At 65.1% G+C, this 16,187-nt stretch carries 17 protein-coding genes; 7 read left to right on the forward strand and 10 right to left on the reverse strand.

Annotated features, from left to right (window positions below):
* Positions 1 to 214 precede the first annotated feature (214 nt).
* Entirely contained in the window at positions 215 to 865 is a 651-nt protein-coding gene (locus tag QCE64_RS32065) for a phosphoribosyltransferase (protein WP_309934979.1), read from the forward strand.
* Here QCE64_RS32065 and mdeB read toward each other — a convergent pair.
* Positions 862 to 3,576 (reverse strand): alpha-ketoglutarate dehydrogenase, encoded by a 2,715-nt coding sequence (gene mdeB / locus QCE64_RS32070; protein WP_310008188.1) that lies wholly within the window; start codon positions 3,574 to 3,576, stop codon positions 862 to 864. The genes QCE64_RS32065 and mdeB overlap by 4 nt on opposite strands.
* 158 nt (positions 3,577 to 3,734) lie before the next feature.
* Here mdeB and QCE64_RS32075 point away from each other — a divergent pair, with 158 nt between their 5' ends.
* Positions 3,735 to 4,265, forward strand: coding sequence for an Lrp/AsnC family transcriptional regulator (locus QCE64_RS32075; RefSeq protein ID WP_310008190.1), 531 nt, complete (start codon positions 3,735 to 3,737; stop codon positions 4,263 to 4,265).
* A gap of 153 nt (positions 4,266 to 4,418) precedes the next feature.
* Positions 4,419 to 5,231, forward strand: coding sequence for a mechanosensitive ion channel family protein (locus QCE64_RS32080; protein WP_309926641.1), 813 nt, complete (start codon positions 4,419 to 4,421; stop codon positions 5,229 to 5,231).
* Between the two features lie 18 nt (positions 5,232 to 5,249).
* Here QCE64_RS32080 and QCE64_RS32085 read toward each other — a convergent pair whose 3' ends face one another.
* On the reverse strand, positions 5,250 to 6,152 hold the full coding sequence (locus QCE64_RS32085) for a LysR family transcriptional regulator (RefSeq protein WP_310008629.1): 903 nt from the start codon (positions 6,150 to 6,152) through the stop codon (positions 5,250 to 5,252).
* Between the two features lie 178 nt (positions 6,153 to 6,330).
* A complete protein-coding gene (locus tag QCE64_RS32090) occupies positions 6,331 to 7,095 on the reverse strand; it encodes a ParA family protein (protein ID WP_309934985.1) in 765 nt (254 codons plus the stop codon).
* A gap of 157 nt (positions 7,096 to 7,252) precedes the next feature.
* Between QCE64_RS32090 and QCE64_RS32095 the strand changes: the two genes are divergently transcribed.
* On the forward strand, positions 7,253 to 8,137 hold the full coding sequence (locus tag QCE64_RS32095) for a phosphorylase (protein ID WP_310008192.1): 885 nt from the start codon (positions 7,253 to 7,255) through the stop codon (positions 8,135 to 8,137).
* Between the two features lie 54 nt (positions 8,138 to 8,191).
* Positions 8,192 to 9,238 (forward strand): trypsin-like peptidase domain-containing protein, encoded by a 1,047-nt coding sequence (locus QCE64_RS32100; protein WP_310008194.1) that lies wholly within the window; start codon positions 8,192 to 8,194, stop codon positions 9,236 to 9,238.
* Positions 9,239 to 9,295: 57 nt separating this feature from the next.
* Here QCE64_RS32100 and QCE64_RS32105 read toward each other — a convergent pair whose 3' ends face one another.
* Complete coding sequence (locus tag QCE64_RS32105; protein ID WP_310008196.1) at positions 9,296 to 9,586, reverse strand: hypothetical protein; 291 nt, start codon at positions 9,584 to 9,586, stop codon at positions 9,296 to 9,298.
* A gap of 206 nt (positions 9,587 to 9,792) precedes the next feature.
* On the opposite strand from QCE64_RS32105, the gene QCE64_RS32110 reads away from it, so the two are divergent.
* Positions 9,793 to 10,014: a hypothetical protein gene (locus QCE64_RS32110; protein WP_309926653.1), complete on the forward strand. Its 222-nt coding sequence runs from the start codon at positions 9,793 to 9,795 to the stop codon at positions 10,012 to 10,014.
* Positions 10,015 to 10,054: 40 nt separating this feature from the next.
* On the opposite strand, the gene QCE64_RS32115 is transcribed toward QCE64_RS32110, so the two are convergent.
* A complete protein-coding gene (locus QCE64_RS32115) occupies positions 10,055 to 10,432 on the reverse strand; it encodes a hypothetical protein (RefSeq protein WP_309926656.1) in 378 nt (125 codons plus the stop codon).
* A 274-nt stretch (positions 10,433 to 10,706) separates the two neighbouring features.
* On the opposite strand from QCE64_RS32115, the gene QCE64_RS32120 reads away from it, so the two are divergent.
* Positions 10,707 to 11,141 (forward strand): hypothetical protein, encoded by a 435-nt coding sequence (locus QCE64_RS32120; protein WP_310008198.1) that lies wholly within the window; start codon positions 10,707 to 10,709, stop codon positions 11,139 to 11,141.
* A gap of 5 nt (positions 11,142 to 11,146) precedes the next feature.
* Here QCE64_RS32120 and QCE64_RS32125 read toward each other — a convergent pair whose 3' ends face one another.
* From QCE64_RS32125 to QCE64_RS32145, 5 genes are all read right to left on the reverse strand, one after another.
* Positions 11,147 to 11,347, reverse strand: coding sequence for a hypothetical protein (locus QCE64_RS32125; RefSeq protein ID WP_309926660.1), 201 nt, complete (start codon positions 11,345 to 11,347; stop codon positions 11,147 to 11,149).
* A 109-nt stretch (positions 11,348 to 11,456) separates the two neighbouring features.
* Positions 11,457 to 11,801, reverse strand: a complete 345-nt coding sequence (locus tag QCE64_RS32130; RefSeq protein WP_310008200.1) for a fimbrial protein — start codon at positions 11,799 to 11,801, stop codon at positions 11,457 to 11,459.
* Complete coding sequence (locus QCE64_RS32135) at positions 11,791 to 12,387, reverse strand: hypothetical protein (protein ID WP_309926664.1); 597 nt, start codon at positions 12,385 to 12,387, stop codon at positions 11,791 to 11,793. The genes QCE64_RS32130 and QCE64_RS32135 overlap by 11 nt, the downstream gene beginning before the upstream one ends.
* Positions 12,388 to 12,461: 74 nt before the next feature.
* Positions 12,462 to 13,442 carry a fimbrial protein gene (locus tag QCE64_RS32140; protein ID WP_309926666.1) on the reverse strand — a complete coding sequence of 327 codons (981 nt, stop codon included), beginning with the start codon at positions 13,440 to 13,442 and terminating at the stop codon, positions 12,462 to 12,464.
* On the reverse strand, positions 13,439 to 15,991 hold the full coding sequence (locus tag QCE64_RS32145) for a fimbria/pilus outer membrane usher protein (RefSeq protein WP_310008201.1): 2,553 nt from the start codon (positions 15,989 to 15,991) through the stop codon (positions 13,439 to 13,441). Before QCE64_RS32145 ends, QCE64_RS32140 begins: the two co-directional genes overlap by 4 nt.
* Between the last annotated feature and the right edge of the window lie 196 nt (positions 15,992 to 16,187).

Raw genomic sequence — 16,187 nt, forward strand, 5'->3', positions numbered from 1 at the left:
ACAAGGTGGTGCGGCGTGCGCCGCGAACGATCAACGGGTGTTATCGAACTTGGTGCAATGCTCTTTCATGTCGCATGAAACGCACCGATTTCGTGCTTTGGTTTTCATCGTGAAGGCTGATGAAGGGACATTGCAAGCGTTGCAACAAGGCGCCCCCCTGACTTGACCCGCGAGTATCCTGAAACCGCGCGGCAACGTTCGGGAGGCATCCGGCATGGACTCCACATTCGACAACCGAAGGCACGCAGGCCGCGACCTCGCGACTCATCTCGGTCACTACGCCCATCGTGAAGACGTCATCGTCCTCGCGCTGCCGCGCGGCGGCGTTCCTGTTGCGTTCGAAGTGGCCCGCGCGCTCGACGCGCCGCTCGACATCCTCGTCGTCCGCAAGCTCGGCGTGCCGGCGCAGCCCGAACTCGCCATGGGCGCGATCGCCTCGGGAGAAGCGTTCTTTCTGGACCGGAGCATCGTGGATTACGCAGGCGTGTCGGAGGATCAACTCGAGCGCGTAATCGCCGGGGAACGTGCCGAACTGCTCCGGCGCGAGCGGCTGTATCGGGGAGCGCGTCCGCCGCTCGACGTGAGCGGCCGCGTGGCGATTCTCGTCGATGACGGCATGGCAACCGGCGCGACGCTGAAGGCCGCCGCAATGTCGCTGCGGCACGCGCATCCCGCGAGGATCGTCGCGGCGCTACCGGTCGCGCCGCTCGATTCGGATGCGCGCGTGGAACACGTCGTGGACGAGTTCGTGTGCGTGCTTCGGCCGCGTGCCTTCTTCGGCGTAGGCCAGTTCTACGCCGATTTCGACCAGACCAGCGACGACGAAGTCCGCGACCTGCTCGACGCCGCGCGGCGCGACGCCTAGCGCGTCCAGGGTGCGCCGGAATCCTCGTTGCTGCGGCCGTAACGCGCGCGCGCATCCTTCAGCACAGAGCGCTCGATCACGCCGTCATCCACGAGCGCCTTCAACGCGGCCAGCACGATCGACACGCGGTCCACCTCGAAGAACGCACGCAGCGCCTGCCGCGTATCGCTGCGGCCGAAGCCGTCGGCACCCAGCGTCACATAGCGGCGCGGCACGCTGACGCGAATGAGTTCGGGCAGCGCGCGCACATAGTCCGTCGCCGCGATCACCGGTCCGTGCGTGCCTTGCAGCGCGCGCGTGACGAACGGCTCGGGGGCGTCATCGTCGCTCAGGCGCGCGAGACGTTCGCAGGCCGCGCCGTCGCGATGCAGCTCGGTGTAGCTCGTCACGCTCCACACGGCGGCGTCGATGTTCCAGTCTTCCGCGAGCATCGTGCGCGCCGCGAGCGTTTCATTCAGGATCGCGCCTGATCCCAGCAACTGCACCTGCGCCGCGCTCTCCGCAGCGTCGCCGAGCCGATGCATGCCGCGCAGGATGCCGTCGCGCGTGGCATCGCTCAGCGTGCCGCCCGGCGCGGAAGGCTGCGCATAGTTCTCGTTGGTCACCGTGACGTAATAGAACACGTCGTTCTGACGCTCCATCATCTCCTGCATGCCTTCATCGACGATGGCCGCCACTTCGTACGCGAATGCGGGATCGTAGGCGCGGCAATTCGGGATCGTCGATGCGCTCAGATGGCTCGTGCCGTCCTGATGCTGCAAACCCTCGCCGCCGAGCGTCGTGCGCCCTGCCGTCGCGCCGATCAGGAAGCCGCGCGAACGCTGGTCCGCCGCCGCAAAAATCAGGTCGCCGATGCGCTGGAAGCCGAACATCGAGTAGTAGATGTAGAACGGCAGCATGGGCAGGTCGTGCACGCTGTAGGACGTCGCCGCCGCGATCCACGACGACACCGCGCCCGCCTCCGAAATGCCTTCTTCGAGAATCTGGCCGCGCGTGTCCTCGCGGTAATAGAGCATCGAGCCCATGTCCTCCGGCTCGTACAACTGGCCGAGCGGCGAATAGATGCCCACCTGTCTGAAGAGGTTCGCCATGCCGAAGGTGCGGGCCTCGTCGGCGACCACCGGCACCACGCGCGGCCCGAGCGCCGGATCTTTCAGCAGGCTGCCGAGCATCCGCACGAAGGCCATCGTCGTGGACATTTCCTTGCCGGCGGCAGTCAGCGCGAATTGTCCCCAACTGGCGAGCGCGGGCGGCGTGACGCCCTGTGTCGCCTTCGCCCGGCGGCGCGGCAAATAGCCGCCCAGCGCCGCACGCCGCTCGTGCAGATAGCGCATCTCCGGGGCGTCGTCGGCCGGTTTGTAGAACTTCACCTGCTCGACGTCTTCATCCGAGAGCGGCAGGCGGAAACGATCGCGAAACGCCTTGAGGTCGTCGAGATCGAGCTTCTTCTGCTGATGCGTCGTCATGCGGCCCTGTCCCACCGTGCCCATGCCGAAACCCTTCATGGTCTTGGCGAGGATCACGGTCGGTTGGCCCTTGTGCGCGAGCGCCTTCGCGTACGCCGCGTGCAGCTTGCGCACGTCGTGGCCGCCGCGGCGCAGACGGTCGATGTCCTCGTCCGACAGATGCGCGGCCAGCGCCGCCAGTTCCGCGTTCTGGCCGAAGAAGCGTTCGCGGTTGTAGCGGCCGTCGTTGGCCGAGAAGGTCTGGAACTGGCCGTCGACGGTATGCGCAAAGGCGCGCAGCAACGCGTTGTTGCGATCGCGCGCGAACAGCCCGTCCCAGTCCGAGCCCCACAGCACCTTGATGACGTTCCAGCCTGCGCCGGTGAACTGCGCTTCGAGTTCATCGACGATCCGGCCGTTGCTGCGCACGGGACCGTCGAGCCGCTGCAGGTTGCAGTTGATGACGAACACCAAGTTGTCCAGCTGCTCGCGCGCCGCGAGCGACAGCGCGCCGATCGATTCCGGCTCGTCCATCTCGCCGTCGCCGAAGAAGCCCCACACCTTGCGGCCTTCGGTGACCTGCAGGTTGCGGTTCTGCAGATAACGCATGAACCTGGCCTGGTAGATCGAGTTGATCGGCCCGATGCCCATGGAACCGGTCGGGAACTGCCAGAAGTCGGGCATCAGCCACGGATGCGGATAGGAGCAGAGTCCCGGTCCCGCGATCTCGCGCCGATAGTGCTTCAGGTGGTGCTCGTCGAGGAAGCCTTCGAGAAAGGCGCGCGCATACACGCCCGGCGACGAATGCGGCTGGAAGTACACGAGGTCGCCGCCATGATTCGCGCCGGCCGCGCGGAAGAAGTGATTGAAGCCCACTTCGAACAGATCCGCCGCCGAGGCATAGCTGGCGATATGACCGCCCAGCTCGCCATAGGCGCGGTTCGCGCGCACGACCATCGCGAGCGCGTTCCAGCGCAGCACGGCGGCGAGCCGCTCTTCGACGTCGAGCTTGCCCGGATACGGCGGCTGCTGCGCGACGGGAATGGTGTTGGTGTAAGGCGTCGCGCGCGCTCGCGCCGATTCCACGCCGACGGACAGCGCGTGTTCCGCAAGCCGGTCGAACAGATACTGCGCGCGCTCCCGGCCTACGTGCTCCACGACGGCGTCGAGCGCCTCCAGCCATTCGGCGGTTTCCGCGGGATCGACGTCCTCGCGGCCTTTCGCGATGGAAAGAAGCTGGGTGGTTCCGCTCGACAAATCGGTCATGGAGACTCCGCGCGCTGGCTGATGGTGGCTGATGGTGACTGATGGATCACACAAGCATATCCATGCTTGCGCAAAATGTGCGTCTCATTTGGCTGTTTCTGCGCTTTGCGATAGTGTATTTATTCTTTCAAACCGCCCGAAACCGGAATTTCTCGACCATGAGCACGACGACCCGGCAACGCCTCGACCGCATCGACATCGGCATCCTCAACCAGTTGCAGCACAACGCGCGCATCACCAATGCCGAGCTGGCGCGGGCGGTGAATCTCTCGGCTACGCCCTGCTTCAACCGCGTGCGCGCGCTGGAGAAGGCCGGCCTGTTCCGCCAGCACGTCACGCTGCTCGATCCGGAGGCACTCGGCCTGTCGATCAACGTGTTCATCCAGGTGAGCCTGGAGAAGCAGGTCAAGGACGCACTGGCGCACTTCGAGCACGCGATCAGCGAACGTCCCGAGGTGATGGAGTGCTATCTGATGACGGGCGACGCGGACTATCTGCTGCGCGTGGTGCTGCCGGACATCGCCGCGCTGGAGCGCTTCATCCTGGAGCGCCTGACCACGCTGCCGGGCGTGTCGAACATCCGCTCCAGCTTTGCGCTGAAACAGGTGCGCTACAAGACGGCGCTGCCCTTGCCCGCCTCTGGTCTGACCCTGCGCGATCCGGATGCCGCCGAAACGGAATGGACTTGATTGTTTCGCCAAAAAGGTCAATTCTTCCGATTAAATCAACAGCAAGAGTAACTCTTGCCATGACTCGGAGTGTCATCTATAACTCGTGTGCCACGCGGCCTGCCACCCGCGAATCCGCGTTCCTACCACGAAGCGCCACGCGAGAACAACAAAATGAACCTCGAGACGGTACGTGTTTTCATCATGACGCGTGGCGTCGATCTGGCGATCATGGTCGTCGGCGCCATCGCGCTGTGGATCATCGGACGCTGGCTCATCAGTCTCGTCACCGGCGGCATGCGCAAGCTGCTGGCGCGCAACGGCCGCGTCGATCCGACGCTCGCCCATTACCTCGGTTCCATCGTCGGCGTCATTCTCAACCTGCTGCTGGTCCTCGCGATCCTGCAGATCTTCGGCGTCCAGACCACCTCGTTCGCGGCGCTGCTCGCGGGCCTGGGTCTCGCCATCGGCACGGCGTGGGGCGGGCTGCTCGCGCACTTCGCCGCCGGCATCTTCATGCAGGTGCTGCGGCCCTTCAAGGTCGGCGATTTCGTGACGGCGGGCGGCGTCACCGGCACCGTCACCGAACTCGGCCTGTTCGGCACCACCATCACGACGCCCGACAACGTCGCGGCCATCATCGGCAACAACAAGATCTTCTCCGACACGATCTGGAACTTCAGCCTGCTGCCGCACCGCCGCGTGGAGCTGACGGCGAAGATCGCGAACGGCGTCGATCCGCTCGACGCCATTGCGCGGCTGAAGGAAGCCATCGCCCGGATTCCGAACGTCGCGACGACGCCGCCGCCGGACGTCGAAGTGCTGTCGTTCACGCCCGAAGGCCCGTTGCTGTGCGTGCGCCCTTACACCAACACGAGCGATTACTGGCAGGTCTACTTCGACACCAATCGCGCGATCATCGAGACCTTCAAGCAGGCCGGCTATCCGACGCCGGAAACGCCGCTCGCACGGCGCGTCATCAGCTAGACGCGCCGCGTCCGTTGCTCAAGCCGCACGGACGCGCGCGCCGTGCGACGGCAAGCCCCCGAGGCGCGCCGCAACGTGATCGATGAAGGCACGCAGCCGCGGCGCTTCATGACGGCTCTGCGGCCACACGATCTGGAACGTCCCCTCCGTGCTCACGTGCGCGCCGAGCACCGTCCGCAACAGACCCGCCTCCAGCGCATGCTTCGCGACGAAATCCGGCACGCAGGCGAGACCGAGCCCCGCGACGCCGGCGGCCAGCACCGCTTCCATGTCGTTGAAGGCGAGGATGGCGTGAGGATCGAGCGCATAGCTGTGATCGCCGCGGGCGAAGCGCCACGGCTCGGGCCGGCCGCTTGCCGGCGAGCGGAAACGGATGCAGGCGTGGCTCGTGAGTTCCTCGGGTGTCGCCGGATCGCCGCGTGCCGCAAGATAAGCCGGCGCCGCCACGATCACCGGGCCATATTGCGCGAGCGGACGCGCGAGCAATTGCGAATCGGCGAGACGCCCGGTGCGGATGACCGCGTCATAGCCTTCCTGCGTGACGTCGACCAGACGGTCGCTGAAGTCAATCTCCAGTTCGATGTCCGGATAACGCCGCCTGAACTCCGGCACGAGCGGCAACAACAGCCGGCCGCCAAGCGACGGCGCGCTGATGCGCAGGCGTCCGCGCGGCGAGGAAGTGGAATGGAACAACTCGTTCTCGGCGTCTTCGAGATCGGCGAGCATGCGCTTGCAGCGCGCGAAGAAGCGGGCGCCTTCGTGCGTGAGGCCGATGCGCCGTGTCGTGCGGTTCAGCAGTTGCACGCCGAGCTTCGCCTCCAGCCGCATCACGCTCTTGCCCACCGCCGACGCCGACAGCCCCAGCGCGCGGCCCGCCGCCACGAAGCTGCCGGTTTCGGCCGCCCGCACGAAGGCCACCATGCCGGACAGGCTTTCGGTGGAAAGAGAACCGTGCGTGACGGATGCGGCCGCGGCGGGAACCTGAGTCATGTGCGTGATCCAGCGAGAAGATGGGGCGCGACGATTGCGCCCTGTTCTCTGCATGAACGTGCACGCACGGCTTTTATTCCCCGGCGCCGTCATGACCGACGGCGGCGCTTCAGCCGTTCAGTTCCTCATGCAGGGCCACATATTCCTGCGCGAGCTTGTGACGCGGTTCGAGGTAGATCATCGGCCGCGCGTGCTGATGGCTCTCGCGAATCTTCACCGACGAGGACAGATGTGAGTTGAGCACCGGCAGGTCCTCGCCACGCAGTTCATCGACGAGTTGCTGCGGCAGGCTCGCGCGCGGCTGGAACTGGTTGATGACGATGCCTTCCACGCTCAGGTCCGGGTTGTGATCGTGACGGATCTCCTGCACGTTATCGAGCACCGAATAGAGCGCGCGACGCGAGAAGTCGTCGCAATCGAAGGGAATCAGGCAGCGCTCCACCGCGATCAGCGCGGAACGCGTGAAGAAATTGAGCGCGGGCGGCGTGTCGATGTACACGGCGTCGTAGTGTTCGAGATTCCTGAGCGCGTCACGCAGCTTGTAGATCTTGTAGCGCGATTCGAGCTTGCCTTGCAGCGCTTCGAGATTCGGGTGCGACGGCACGATGTCGAGATGCTCGAACGGCGTCTGGTGAATGAAGGACTCGAAGGCGGGCTCGCGAAAGCTGTAGCTCAGCGCGGACTCGAAGAAGCTCGCGAGATTCGGCTGGGCCTCGGCGGCCTGTGCGCCGAGCAGATACTGGCTGGCGTTGCCTTGCGGATCGAGATCGATGACGAGCGTGCGCACGCCGCGCGACGCGCTGATGGCCGCCAGATTGCAGACGATGGTGGACTTGCCCACCCCACCCTTTTGATTGAAGACCACTCGGCGCATCGGCTTATTCTTCCTCGGTTTGTGAACGGTCGTTTGTTCATGTTGCTTTCGGTGGCTTTTCACGGGGTCGACCGGTGCCCGGTGGCAAATCTTAGCGCATCAAAATGACCGCTCTTCGACGCTGCACGCCGCGCGCGCCTGTGCGACGATGTTTCGCATGCCCGCCTACCCACGCAACCTGGTGCATCCTGACGCCCCTTCATGGCAGGACGTTGTCACGCAGACAGAACGCGCGCTTGCGTGCGGCGCACTGCGCTCCTTCGACACCACGCAGAGCGTGATCGACGACGGCGGCGTGCGCTTCCTGATCCGGCAGGCGGCGAACCTTCGACGCAAGGAGGAAGCAGCGACGCTCGCGGCCCGATCGGCCAGTGCATGGCGCGATCCGTTCTCGCCGTGCGAGGCGGCGCTGCGTGTCGGCGATATCGGCGCGCGGCACTTCCTGTTGCTCAACAAGTTCAACGTGCTCGCGCATCATCTGCTCATCGTGACGAACGACTTCGAGACGCAGGAGTCGCTGATCGACGAAAGCGATTTCGCCGCCTTGTTCGCGTGTCTCGCGCGCTTCGAGGCGCTGGGCTTTTACAACGGCGGCACGATCGCCGGTTCGAGCCAGCCGCACAAGCATCTGCAACTGGTGCCGCTGCCGCTCGACGGCCACGTCCTGCCCATCGAGCCGTGCATCGAAGCCGCGCGCACGGACGCGCTTTTTCAAGCGCCGCAGCTTGCGTTCAGGCACGCGGCCGCCTGGCTCGCCGACGACGATCCCGTCCGCGCCCACACCGTGTATCTGCAATTGCTGAAGGCCATCGGCGTCGAGCGGGTCGAAATTGCAGGCGTCGCGCGGCAGAGTGCGCCATACAACCTGCTGGTCACGCGCCGCTGGATGCTGGCCGTGCCGCGCAGCGTGCCCGACGTGCAAGGCGTGGCGGTGAACGCGCTCGGCTTCGCGGGCTCGCTGTTCGTACGCGACGACGCCCAGCGGCGCATCGTCGAAACACTCGGTCCGATGCAATTACTTGCGAACGCAACTATCTCTTGAAATCGGCCGGCGTGCCCCGCATGTCCGCATCCAGACATCTGGAGTCATGCCAACATGGGAAGCCGGCCACAATTCATCGATGACCTCGGGCGCGCGCCGCACGCCGCCGCGTCGTCAGCGTCATCCACACACGCCGCGCCGCTTGACGACACCGCCCTGCTCGACGCCTATTCGCGCACGGTGATCGGCGCACTCGAACGCGTGCAGCAAGCTGTTGTGTTCATCTCGGTGGAGCGTGAACTTGCCGACGCGCGCGGGTCGCGCCGTCAGGCGGGCGGCACGGGATCGGGTTTCATCTTCACGCCGGACGGTTATCTGCTGACCAATAGCCACGTCGTACACGGCGCCACGCAACTCGCCGTCACGCTCGCCGACGGCACGCGCTTCGACGCCGATCTCGTCGGCGACGATCCCGCCAGCGATCTCGCGGTGCTGCGCATCGGTTCGCCCGAGCCGCTGCCGCATGTGCAACTGGGCGAATCGGGCAGCTTGCGCGTCGGGCAGATCGCCATTGCCGTGGGCAATCCGCTGGGCCTCGCGCAGACGGTCACCACCGGTGTCGTGTCCGCGCTCGGGCGCTCGTTGCGCTCCACCTCGGGCCGCCTGATTCACGACGTGATCCAGACCGACGCCGCGCTCAATCCGGGCAATTCAGGCGGACCGCTCATCAATTCGGCGGGACAGGTGATCGGCGTCAATACGGCGATCATTTCCGGCGCGCAGGCTATTTCCTTCGCCACGGCGATCGATTCGGCCAAGTGGGTCATCATGCAGATTTTCGCGCACGGGCGCGTGCGGCGCGCGTATATCGGCGTGGCGGGCACGACCACGCCCATCTCGCGGCGCGTGCAGCGTTACTTCGGGCTGGCGTCGGCGAGCGGCGTGCATGTGATGGAAATCGTCAAGGGCAGCCCGGCTGCGATCGGCGGATTGCGGACGGGCGATCGCATCGTCGAAGTGGATGGGGTCGCCGTGGACAGCGTCGACGGCCTGCAACGCACGCTGGATGCGTCGCGCATCGACAAGCCCGTGAAGGTGGCCGTGCTGCGCGGCACGCAGAAGGTCGAGATCGATCTCACGCCGGTCGAGCAGACCGTTTGATGGCTCGAGCCGCATAGGCAGCGTACGACGGCACGCGCCGCCGTACGCCTGTTCACTTCATGCTTCCCGGCTGGTCTCACGCGCGGCTTGAGCCCCGTCCCCCGTGACCGGTCTTGTCGAAACAGCGAAGACTTTCACCAGGCGCTCGCGCAATGCGGCGGCATCGCGCCGCAAGGGCTCGTTGGCGGTGGCGTCGATCAAGGCATCGATACGCCGCCGCCAGTATTCCGGACGTAACACCGCATGGTGCGCCGGCATGCGGCGCCCGCTGGTCGCGACGCGCGCCAGCTCGGCAATCATTCGCCCGATATGCACGAGTTCCTCGTGCGCGTAGTGATCGGCGCTCACGGTGTGCGTCCTCCGCGTTTCCCTCTTGCTGAACGCACGACCCGAAGGATTTATTCCAATCCGAAAGCTTTTATCGCAGACGGGTCAGGCCCGCTCATTGCGCTAACGAACACATCCTGGCGGCTATGTGCGGCAACAGCCGGTAGGCGCGCCGCCGCTAGGGTTCAATGCGAAGGCAGAAGGCAGCGCGCTCACGGGTCGCCCCGTTGAACGATCCTGCCCTGTCGGGGGAAGGTCCTGGAAAAAGGATTGCCATGAACACGTACAAGAAAAATCAGGCTGCGCCGCGACGCGCAGCTTTCCGTTGCACAGGCCAGCAGCTGGACGCCATCATGCGCTTCGCCGAGGAGCGCAGGCTCGATCAACAGCCGCTGCATGTGGTGGTCGAGGCCTTCTGGCGCTTCCATGCGCATGCGAAAGCCGCCTAAAGCAACGACATGCGTCATGCGGTGATGCAGCGCGCTGTCATCACTGATTCGACAGCACGCGCTCCTTGAGCACCCAGATCGCGGTAGGCACCGCGTAGTAGCCGCTGACATTGCCGGTGACGAGCTTGCCCGTCAACTGGATGCGGGCGTTCTCGGTAGGCGTGGCATCGATGATCTGCACCGCCGATACATTCGATTGCTGTCGGGCATTCTGTCCCGCGCCTGCACTCAGGACGCATACCGGACTCGCCAGCGACAGCACCCATGCGGGCTTGGCCGATCCTGCCGCCTCATGCGGCGCCTGCCGCGTGGCGGTGCCTTCGAGCGTCACGACATCGCCATCGCTGTAGCACGGCGCCGCCGATGCCGCACGCGCCACCACCAGCAAGATCGTCAATGCGCAGGCTTTCGCAATCATTCGGACCTCGCGGAAAACGCGTCGGTAGACGCGCCATGTTGGCAGGAAGCATTGTCACTTTAGGGTATCGGCCGTGGGGTCGCAACCCGGTGAAAGCACGCGGCCCCTTCACTGCCGACACCTTTCAGACCTGTCATGCGGGAACGGGTGTTGCTGCGGATCATATGAGGATTACACGAGCGCTGATTGCTTACCCGGATTGAGTAACTCAAGCAACGCGCAACAACATCCGAGGCTTGGATCGCGTAAAGACGATTCCACAGAGGGGGCGACGATGAATCAGGTCATAGTAGGTGTGTTCGGCTCCTATCGCGACGGACACGAGGCGCTTCGCGCATTGCAGCTTGCGGGCTTGCGACGCGACGACGCTCATCTTTACCAGGCACGCCGCGGCGAAGTCGATATCGATATGCCATGGCAACCCGCGCACGACGAAGACGAAGCCGAATATGTTGCACACGGCGAGCATCAAGGCGTGATCGCGCGCAATCGCTTTGTGCCTGACGAGCCCTTGCTGAAGCCCGCGGCTTCGCCGCCGACGGAAGCCGATGCCGCTCTGCTGCAGCGCACGCTGCTCGTGATCCGCATCACCGGCGATATCAAACCCGCGGCCATTGGCGAATTGATGCACGAACATGGCGCGATTGCCGTGAAGGACGCCAGCGGACACTGGCGCTTTTCACCGTACCGGAACGCCGCCCGCGTCTGAACCCATCAATGGATGCCTGACCGGGGTCCTTCGGTATCCGTGGCGGCATCGGCCTGGTCGTCGTCTTCGGGCGCGTCCGCCGATGCCGCCTCGTTCGCGAGATCACGGGCGGCCTGCGCGGCCGATGCCGCCCGCAACCGTCTGCAATGAGCGGAATGCCTGAGCGTGGCGAGCATTCGCACGACTTCACGCGGTCTGGTTCTCATCGACGTCTCCATCTCGATAATGTTCAGAAACTACTTTAAGTTTAGGCGCCCGGACGATGATGGCAAGGAGCAAGCGTGAAACAATGTCCCGCCAAGACCGGTGCGTTCGCTACTGGTACGACAGGGTGAAGGTCGCCCTGGCGTGAACGCTGCCGGGCACCAGCGCGCCGGCCGTGCGCACGTAGCGCGCCGACGTGCCCGCCGACCACTGATTCAGCGTGCCCGCCGCCTGCGAATCCGGTCCGAACGCAATCGGATCCGCGCCGTTCAGGATCTCGATGCTCACGCCCGCTGCCGTCGAACCCGGCGCGAGCGCCAGATCGGTGGAGCGGTTTCCCGGGTCGATGGCGTCGGTCATCGTGATGCAGACCTTGATGCCCGGCTGGCAGTCCAGTCCCATCGGGACCAGCGTGTCGCCGGTGCTGTCGCCTTCGCTCCACAGGTCAGTCGTCAATGCGTTGGGCAGCAGGAAGTACAGCGCGAGCGTCAGCAGCCGGCAGGGGTTGCCGCTGACCGTCGTCGAGCCGGTCAAGGTCTGGGTGGCCGTGACCGTCGCGAAACAACTGCCCGAGAAATTGATCTTCATGCTCGGCAAGTTGCTCGTGACGCCGCTGCTGACGGGGGCCGGTGACTACGAGCTCGGCCTTGGTGTCGTGAACGGCGCGGCCATCGGGCCGCGAGAACGACTGCGACAGCGGCGCCTCCGCCAGGCCGCCGGAGAAGTTGCTCGTGATGTAGAAGCGCACGCCGAGGCCCGGCACGCCGCTTTGATACGCGTTCGTGTAACCGGGCACGAGCGTTCCATTAACCGTGACGTCCTTCTGGATCGTGCAGTCGACGCCGCTCGTGGCAATGCCCGCATTGCCGCTCACGCTCGCCAGATTGGTGCCGACTGCGGTATCGCGTCCGATCGACACGTTTGCGGGAAAGCTCAGCAAGGGCATGCTGCCCCCGTTCGGGAACGTGAGCGTGCCCGCGATGGCCTGCCAGGCGGGAAGGAGCAATGCGTGCAGACCGAACGTGTTGCGATTGCGCTTCATACAGGACGCGCACAGACGCCTTGCGAGCGCGATGAGGAGAAACGTCCTTGCACGCTTTGCATGTCTCGAACGGATCATTGATACGACATCGTGAAAGTGGCCTTGCCGTTGACGCTGCCCGGCACCAGCGTGCTCGAAGTGCGGACATAGCGCGCCGTGAGCGGAATGCGCATCGCACCGCCCGCCGATGTCCCCGCAATCCATTGATTGACCGTCCCCGCCGCAGCCGAATCCGGACCGAAGGACACGGCCGTTGTTCCGTTCAGGATCTGCACGCCGACGCCCGCCGCCGAAGAATTCGCCGCAAGACTCAAGGTGGACGAACGATTCGCGGGATTCACGGCATCGGTGATCGTGATGCCGACCTTGACGCCCGCCGGGCAATTGAGATCGAGCGGGACGACCGTGTCGCCGGTTGTCGCCCCGGCGCTCGCGAGGTCTTTCGAAAACGCGCGCGGCAGTTGGAAAGTCAGCGTGGGCGTCGTGACGCTGCAGGTGTTGCCGGTTACGGCCGTGTTTCCGGTCAGCGTCTGTGTGGCGGTCACCGTGTTGAAACAGCTGCCGGAAAACGTAATCTGCATGGAGGGCAGGTTCAGCGTGGTCCCGCTCTTGATGGGCCCGGTCACGATGTAGTCCGCGCGGACGTCGTACTCCATCGAGCTGTTGGGAGGACTCGTGAATGATTGGGACACCGGCACCGCCACGAGTTGTCCCAAGAAATTACTGGTTACGTAGAAGCGTACGCCAATGCCCTGCACCCCTGACTGATAGATGTTGGTATAGCCTGGCACGAGTGTTCCGGTTACCGTGACATCTTTCTGGACCAGGCAGGTCACGTCGTTGGTCGCGACACCTGCGTTGTTCATCTGCTGCCACAGCGTGGTTCCAACAGGGATGTCCCGACCAACCGAGAGGCTCGCGGGGACATTCAGTACCTGTATCCCATGGCTGGGATAAGTAAGCGTCCCGGCTTCCGCGTGCAACATCGGCAACATGATCGCCAGCAAGCCAGCCAAACAGTTCGACCGAACGCGGGCCATTCCCACATCCTTCATTTGCTCACCTGATCCGTTCCCGTGCTCACCGCCACAGGCGCATCCACGCAATGCGTCTCCACCGACGCATACAGCGCGTTCTTCTGCGTCGTCCGCGCCGGCAGCGCATAGCTCACGATGCATTGCTCGGACGCCTGCTCGCCCCACCTCACCACAAGGCTCCCCTGATCCTCGACACCCCGCGCGAAAATGCGGCTGTCCTGCGCAACGACGCCCACCACCTGCCCCTTGCCGTCCGATACTTCCGCGCCGAACGGCAGCGACTCGCCGTCGATGCGCGGCGCGCGGATCAGCACCGCGCGGCCCGTCATCGTGCGGTACTTGAGCATCACGATGGAGCCGAGATGCGGCGCAGCCTGATCCGAAGTCGATTCGAATTCCACATCCGGCGACGTGCCCTTCGGATCGATGTCGATGGTGTTCATGTCGTACGGCGTCAGGAACGGCACGATCGCATAGCCGCGTCCGTCGATCTTCGTGCCCGGCGTGCCCGCCACCGTCGCGCCTTCTGCGCCGGGCGCCTCGACGATCCCGAAGGTCTCGCCGACCGTCTGCGACAAGGTCACGCCGCCCGGATGCGCGACGATCGAGCCGCTCACGCCCGCCGACAACTGCGACGTGTGCGCGCTGCCGCTGGCGGAGGCCGTGATCTGCGCATACGGCGCGCGATAGACGCCGCTCGCGCCGCCGTTGCCGCTGATGCTCGAGCCATTCGCGCGTGTCTGCGCGGCGTAGAGGTTGTAGGACATCTCGTTGCCCTCGCCCGCCGACCCGCTCACGCTTTCCTGGAGACTCGTGACGTCGTCGCCGGTGTTCAGGTTGACGCTCATTAGCGGCGCATGTGGCGAGCGTCCGAGCGGCAACGTCACGCTCACCATGATCTCGTCCGAAGCCTCGCCGTCCGTCGAAATCGTGCGGCCCGCCGTCACGCTGTAGCTGCCGTAGCGAAAGCTGTTCGAGTAGCCGAGCTGATAGAAGGTGTCGTGTCCCGAACGATTCCAGTAGTTCTGCGAGGTCAGCGTGCCGAAGACCGTGCCGTAGTTCTTCAGAGGCTGATTGACCGTCAATTGCAGACGCCCGCGCTGACGGTCGCTCACGGCGCCGCCGTTCATCGCGTAGTCGCGTGCGCGGGCTGCGTCGGCGAAACCCAGATAGCCCGAACTCGAATAGCGGTACGCACCGAGCGTGAAGTTGGTGTTCGAGTAGTCGATCAGCTTGCTGTAGGCAATGTGCATGCTCTGCCCGCTCATCGTCCCGGAGCCGGGAATGTCCGTGCGCGCGGCGGTCACGTCGGCGGCGAACGCGCCCAACGTCGTGTTCAACGCGACGCCGAGGTTCGCCGCCATATAGCCGCTCGCCGCAATCGCGCCGCCATACGCCGTGACGAGATTCGTCAGGCCGCGCTGCAGCGTGAACTGCGTGAAGGTGGGCCGCGAATGCAGCGAGTCGTCGCGCAACTGGCCCGCGGTGAACGCGAAGCGCGTGGTGCCTGGACGCAGCGACTGCGCCACCGCCGCGTAAGGCACGCTGAACGACCTGGTGCGTCCGTCGGCTTCCGTGACGGTCACATCCAGATTGCCGCCGTAACCCGTCGGGTACAGGTCGCGCACTTCGAACGGTCCGGGCGGCACGCTCGTCTCGTAGATCACCTGGCCGTTCTGGCGCACCGTCACGCGCGCGTTCGATGCAGCCATGCCGCGCACCACCGGCGCATAGCCGCGCAGCGACTCCGGCAGCATGCGGTCGTCGGTCGCGATCTGCGCGCCGCGAAACGCGACGCTGTCGAACACGTCGCCCGTCGTCTGGCTCTCGCCCAGCGTCACCTGGGCCTGGAGACGCGGCACGTCGTGCTGGGCGTAGGTGGCGATGTCGTCGAACTGGGTCGGCTGACCGGTCGATGAGGTCAGCGACGATTGATGCCGCAGATGCCAGCCGCCGAGATTCACGCCCGCATTCAGGCCCAGATAGCTCTGGGTGGAATGCGCGCCGTCGTTCGAAGTCTGATAGACGTTCGCGCCATAGCTCACGAAGGCCGCGTTCACGCCCTTGTCCCATAGCTCGGGCGGCACATAGCCGCGCGCCTGGTTGCGCATGTATTTCTGCGGCACCGAGAGCGTGAGCTTCTGCTCGCCGAAGTCGAAATCGACAGCGGCCTCGGGCACGAGCGCGCGCAGGTCGATACACGCGTCGGCCTGCGTCTCGCGTGCGCCGGCCAGCTTCGTGAAGTCGACGCCGGCCCGCTCCAGCATGCCGCGCGTCAGGCATGGCACGGCGCTCGCGTCCTTGCCCTGCTCGAGGAAGCGCACCGTATCGCGCAGGACGCGGTTGCCGTTCATCCAGACCTCCACCGGATACGCGCCCGGCGACACATAGTTGCTGCGGGCAAGACGCGCGATATCGACACGCTGGGGATCGACGCGCAGATAAGTCGTGTCGAACTCGACGCCCGGCTCCGGCGCCGCCGCCGGACTCGTTGCCGCGGACGCGAATGACGACAGCGCGAGCGCCGTCGCCGGCGTCAGCGTGAACACGCCGCACCGGGCGTGCAAACGAAGCTTCCGGCGCAAGGTGCCTCGCTTCACACTGCATGTCTCCTGCATCGAATTTCAAATCCATGGTTGTCGGCTCGAAGTGCGACGCGCACGCGAGCGCCCGCCGCGCGCCCGCAGCGCAGCGCGTCGAACTCGTGTGTCGGGATTCGATCCGGTTGACGGACGGGGATGCGCTCAGCCGGAGCGCGGAGGA

It is taken from the genome of Caballeronia sp. LZ043, from assembly GCF_031451075.1.
Classification (GTDB): Bacteria; Pseudomonadota; Gammaproteobacteria; order Burkholderiales; family Burkholderiaceae; genus Caballeronia.

Coding starts and splice junctions, on each gene's coding strand:
- QCE64_RS32065 (WP_309934979.1), top strand. CDS start 215: ATGGACTCCACATTCGACAACCGAAGGCACGCAGGCCGCGACCTCGCG.
- mdeB (WP_310008188.1), bottom strand. CDS start 3,576: ATGACCGATTTGTCGAGCGGAACCACCCAGCTTCTTTCCATCGCGAAA.
- QCE64_RS32075 (WP_310008190.1), top strand. CDS start 3,735: ATGAGCACGACGACCCGGCAACGCCTCGACCGCATCGACATCGGCATC.
- QCE64_RS32080 (WP_309926641.1), top strand. CDS start 4,419: ATGAACCTCGAGACGGTACGTGTTTTCATCATGACGCGTGGCGTCGAT.
- QCE64_RS32085 (WP_310008629.1), bottom strand. CDS start 6,152: ATGGTGGCCTTCGTGCGGGCGGCCGAAACCGGCAGCTTCGTGGCGGCG.
- QCE64_RS32090 (WP_309934985.1), bottom strand. CDS start 7,095: ATGCGCCGAGTGGTCTTCAATCAAAAGGGTGGGGTGGGCAAGTCCACC.
- QCE64_RS32095 (WP_310008192.1), top strand. CDS start 7,253: ATGCCCGCCTACCCACGCAACCTGGTGCATCCTGACGCCCCTTCATGG.
- QCE64_RS32100 (WP_310008194.1), top strand. CDS start 8,192: ATGGGAAGCCGGCCACAATTCATCGATGACCTCGGGCGCGCGCCGCAC.
- QCE64_RS32115 (WP_309926656.1), bottom strand. CDS start 10,432: ATGATTGCGAAAGCCTGCGCATTGACGATCTTGCTGGTGGTGGCGCGT.
- QCE64_RS32120 (WP_310008198.1), top strand. CDS start 10,707: ATGAATCAGGTCATAGTAGGTGTGTTCGGCTCCTATCGCGACGGACAC.
- QCE64_RS32125 (WP_309926660.1), bottom strand. CDS start 11,347: ATGAGAACCAGACCGCGTGAAGTCGTGCGAATGCTCGCCACGCTCAGG.
- QCE64_RS32135 (WP_309926664.1), bottom strand. CDS start 12,387: ATGAAGCGCAATCGCAACACGTTCGGTCTGCACGCATTGCTCCTTCCC.
- QCE64_RS32140 (WP_309926666.1), bottom strand. CDS start 13,442: ATGAAGGATGTGGGAATGGCCCGCGTTCGGTCGAACTGTTTGGCTGGC.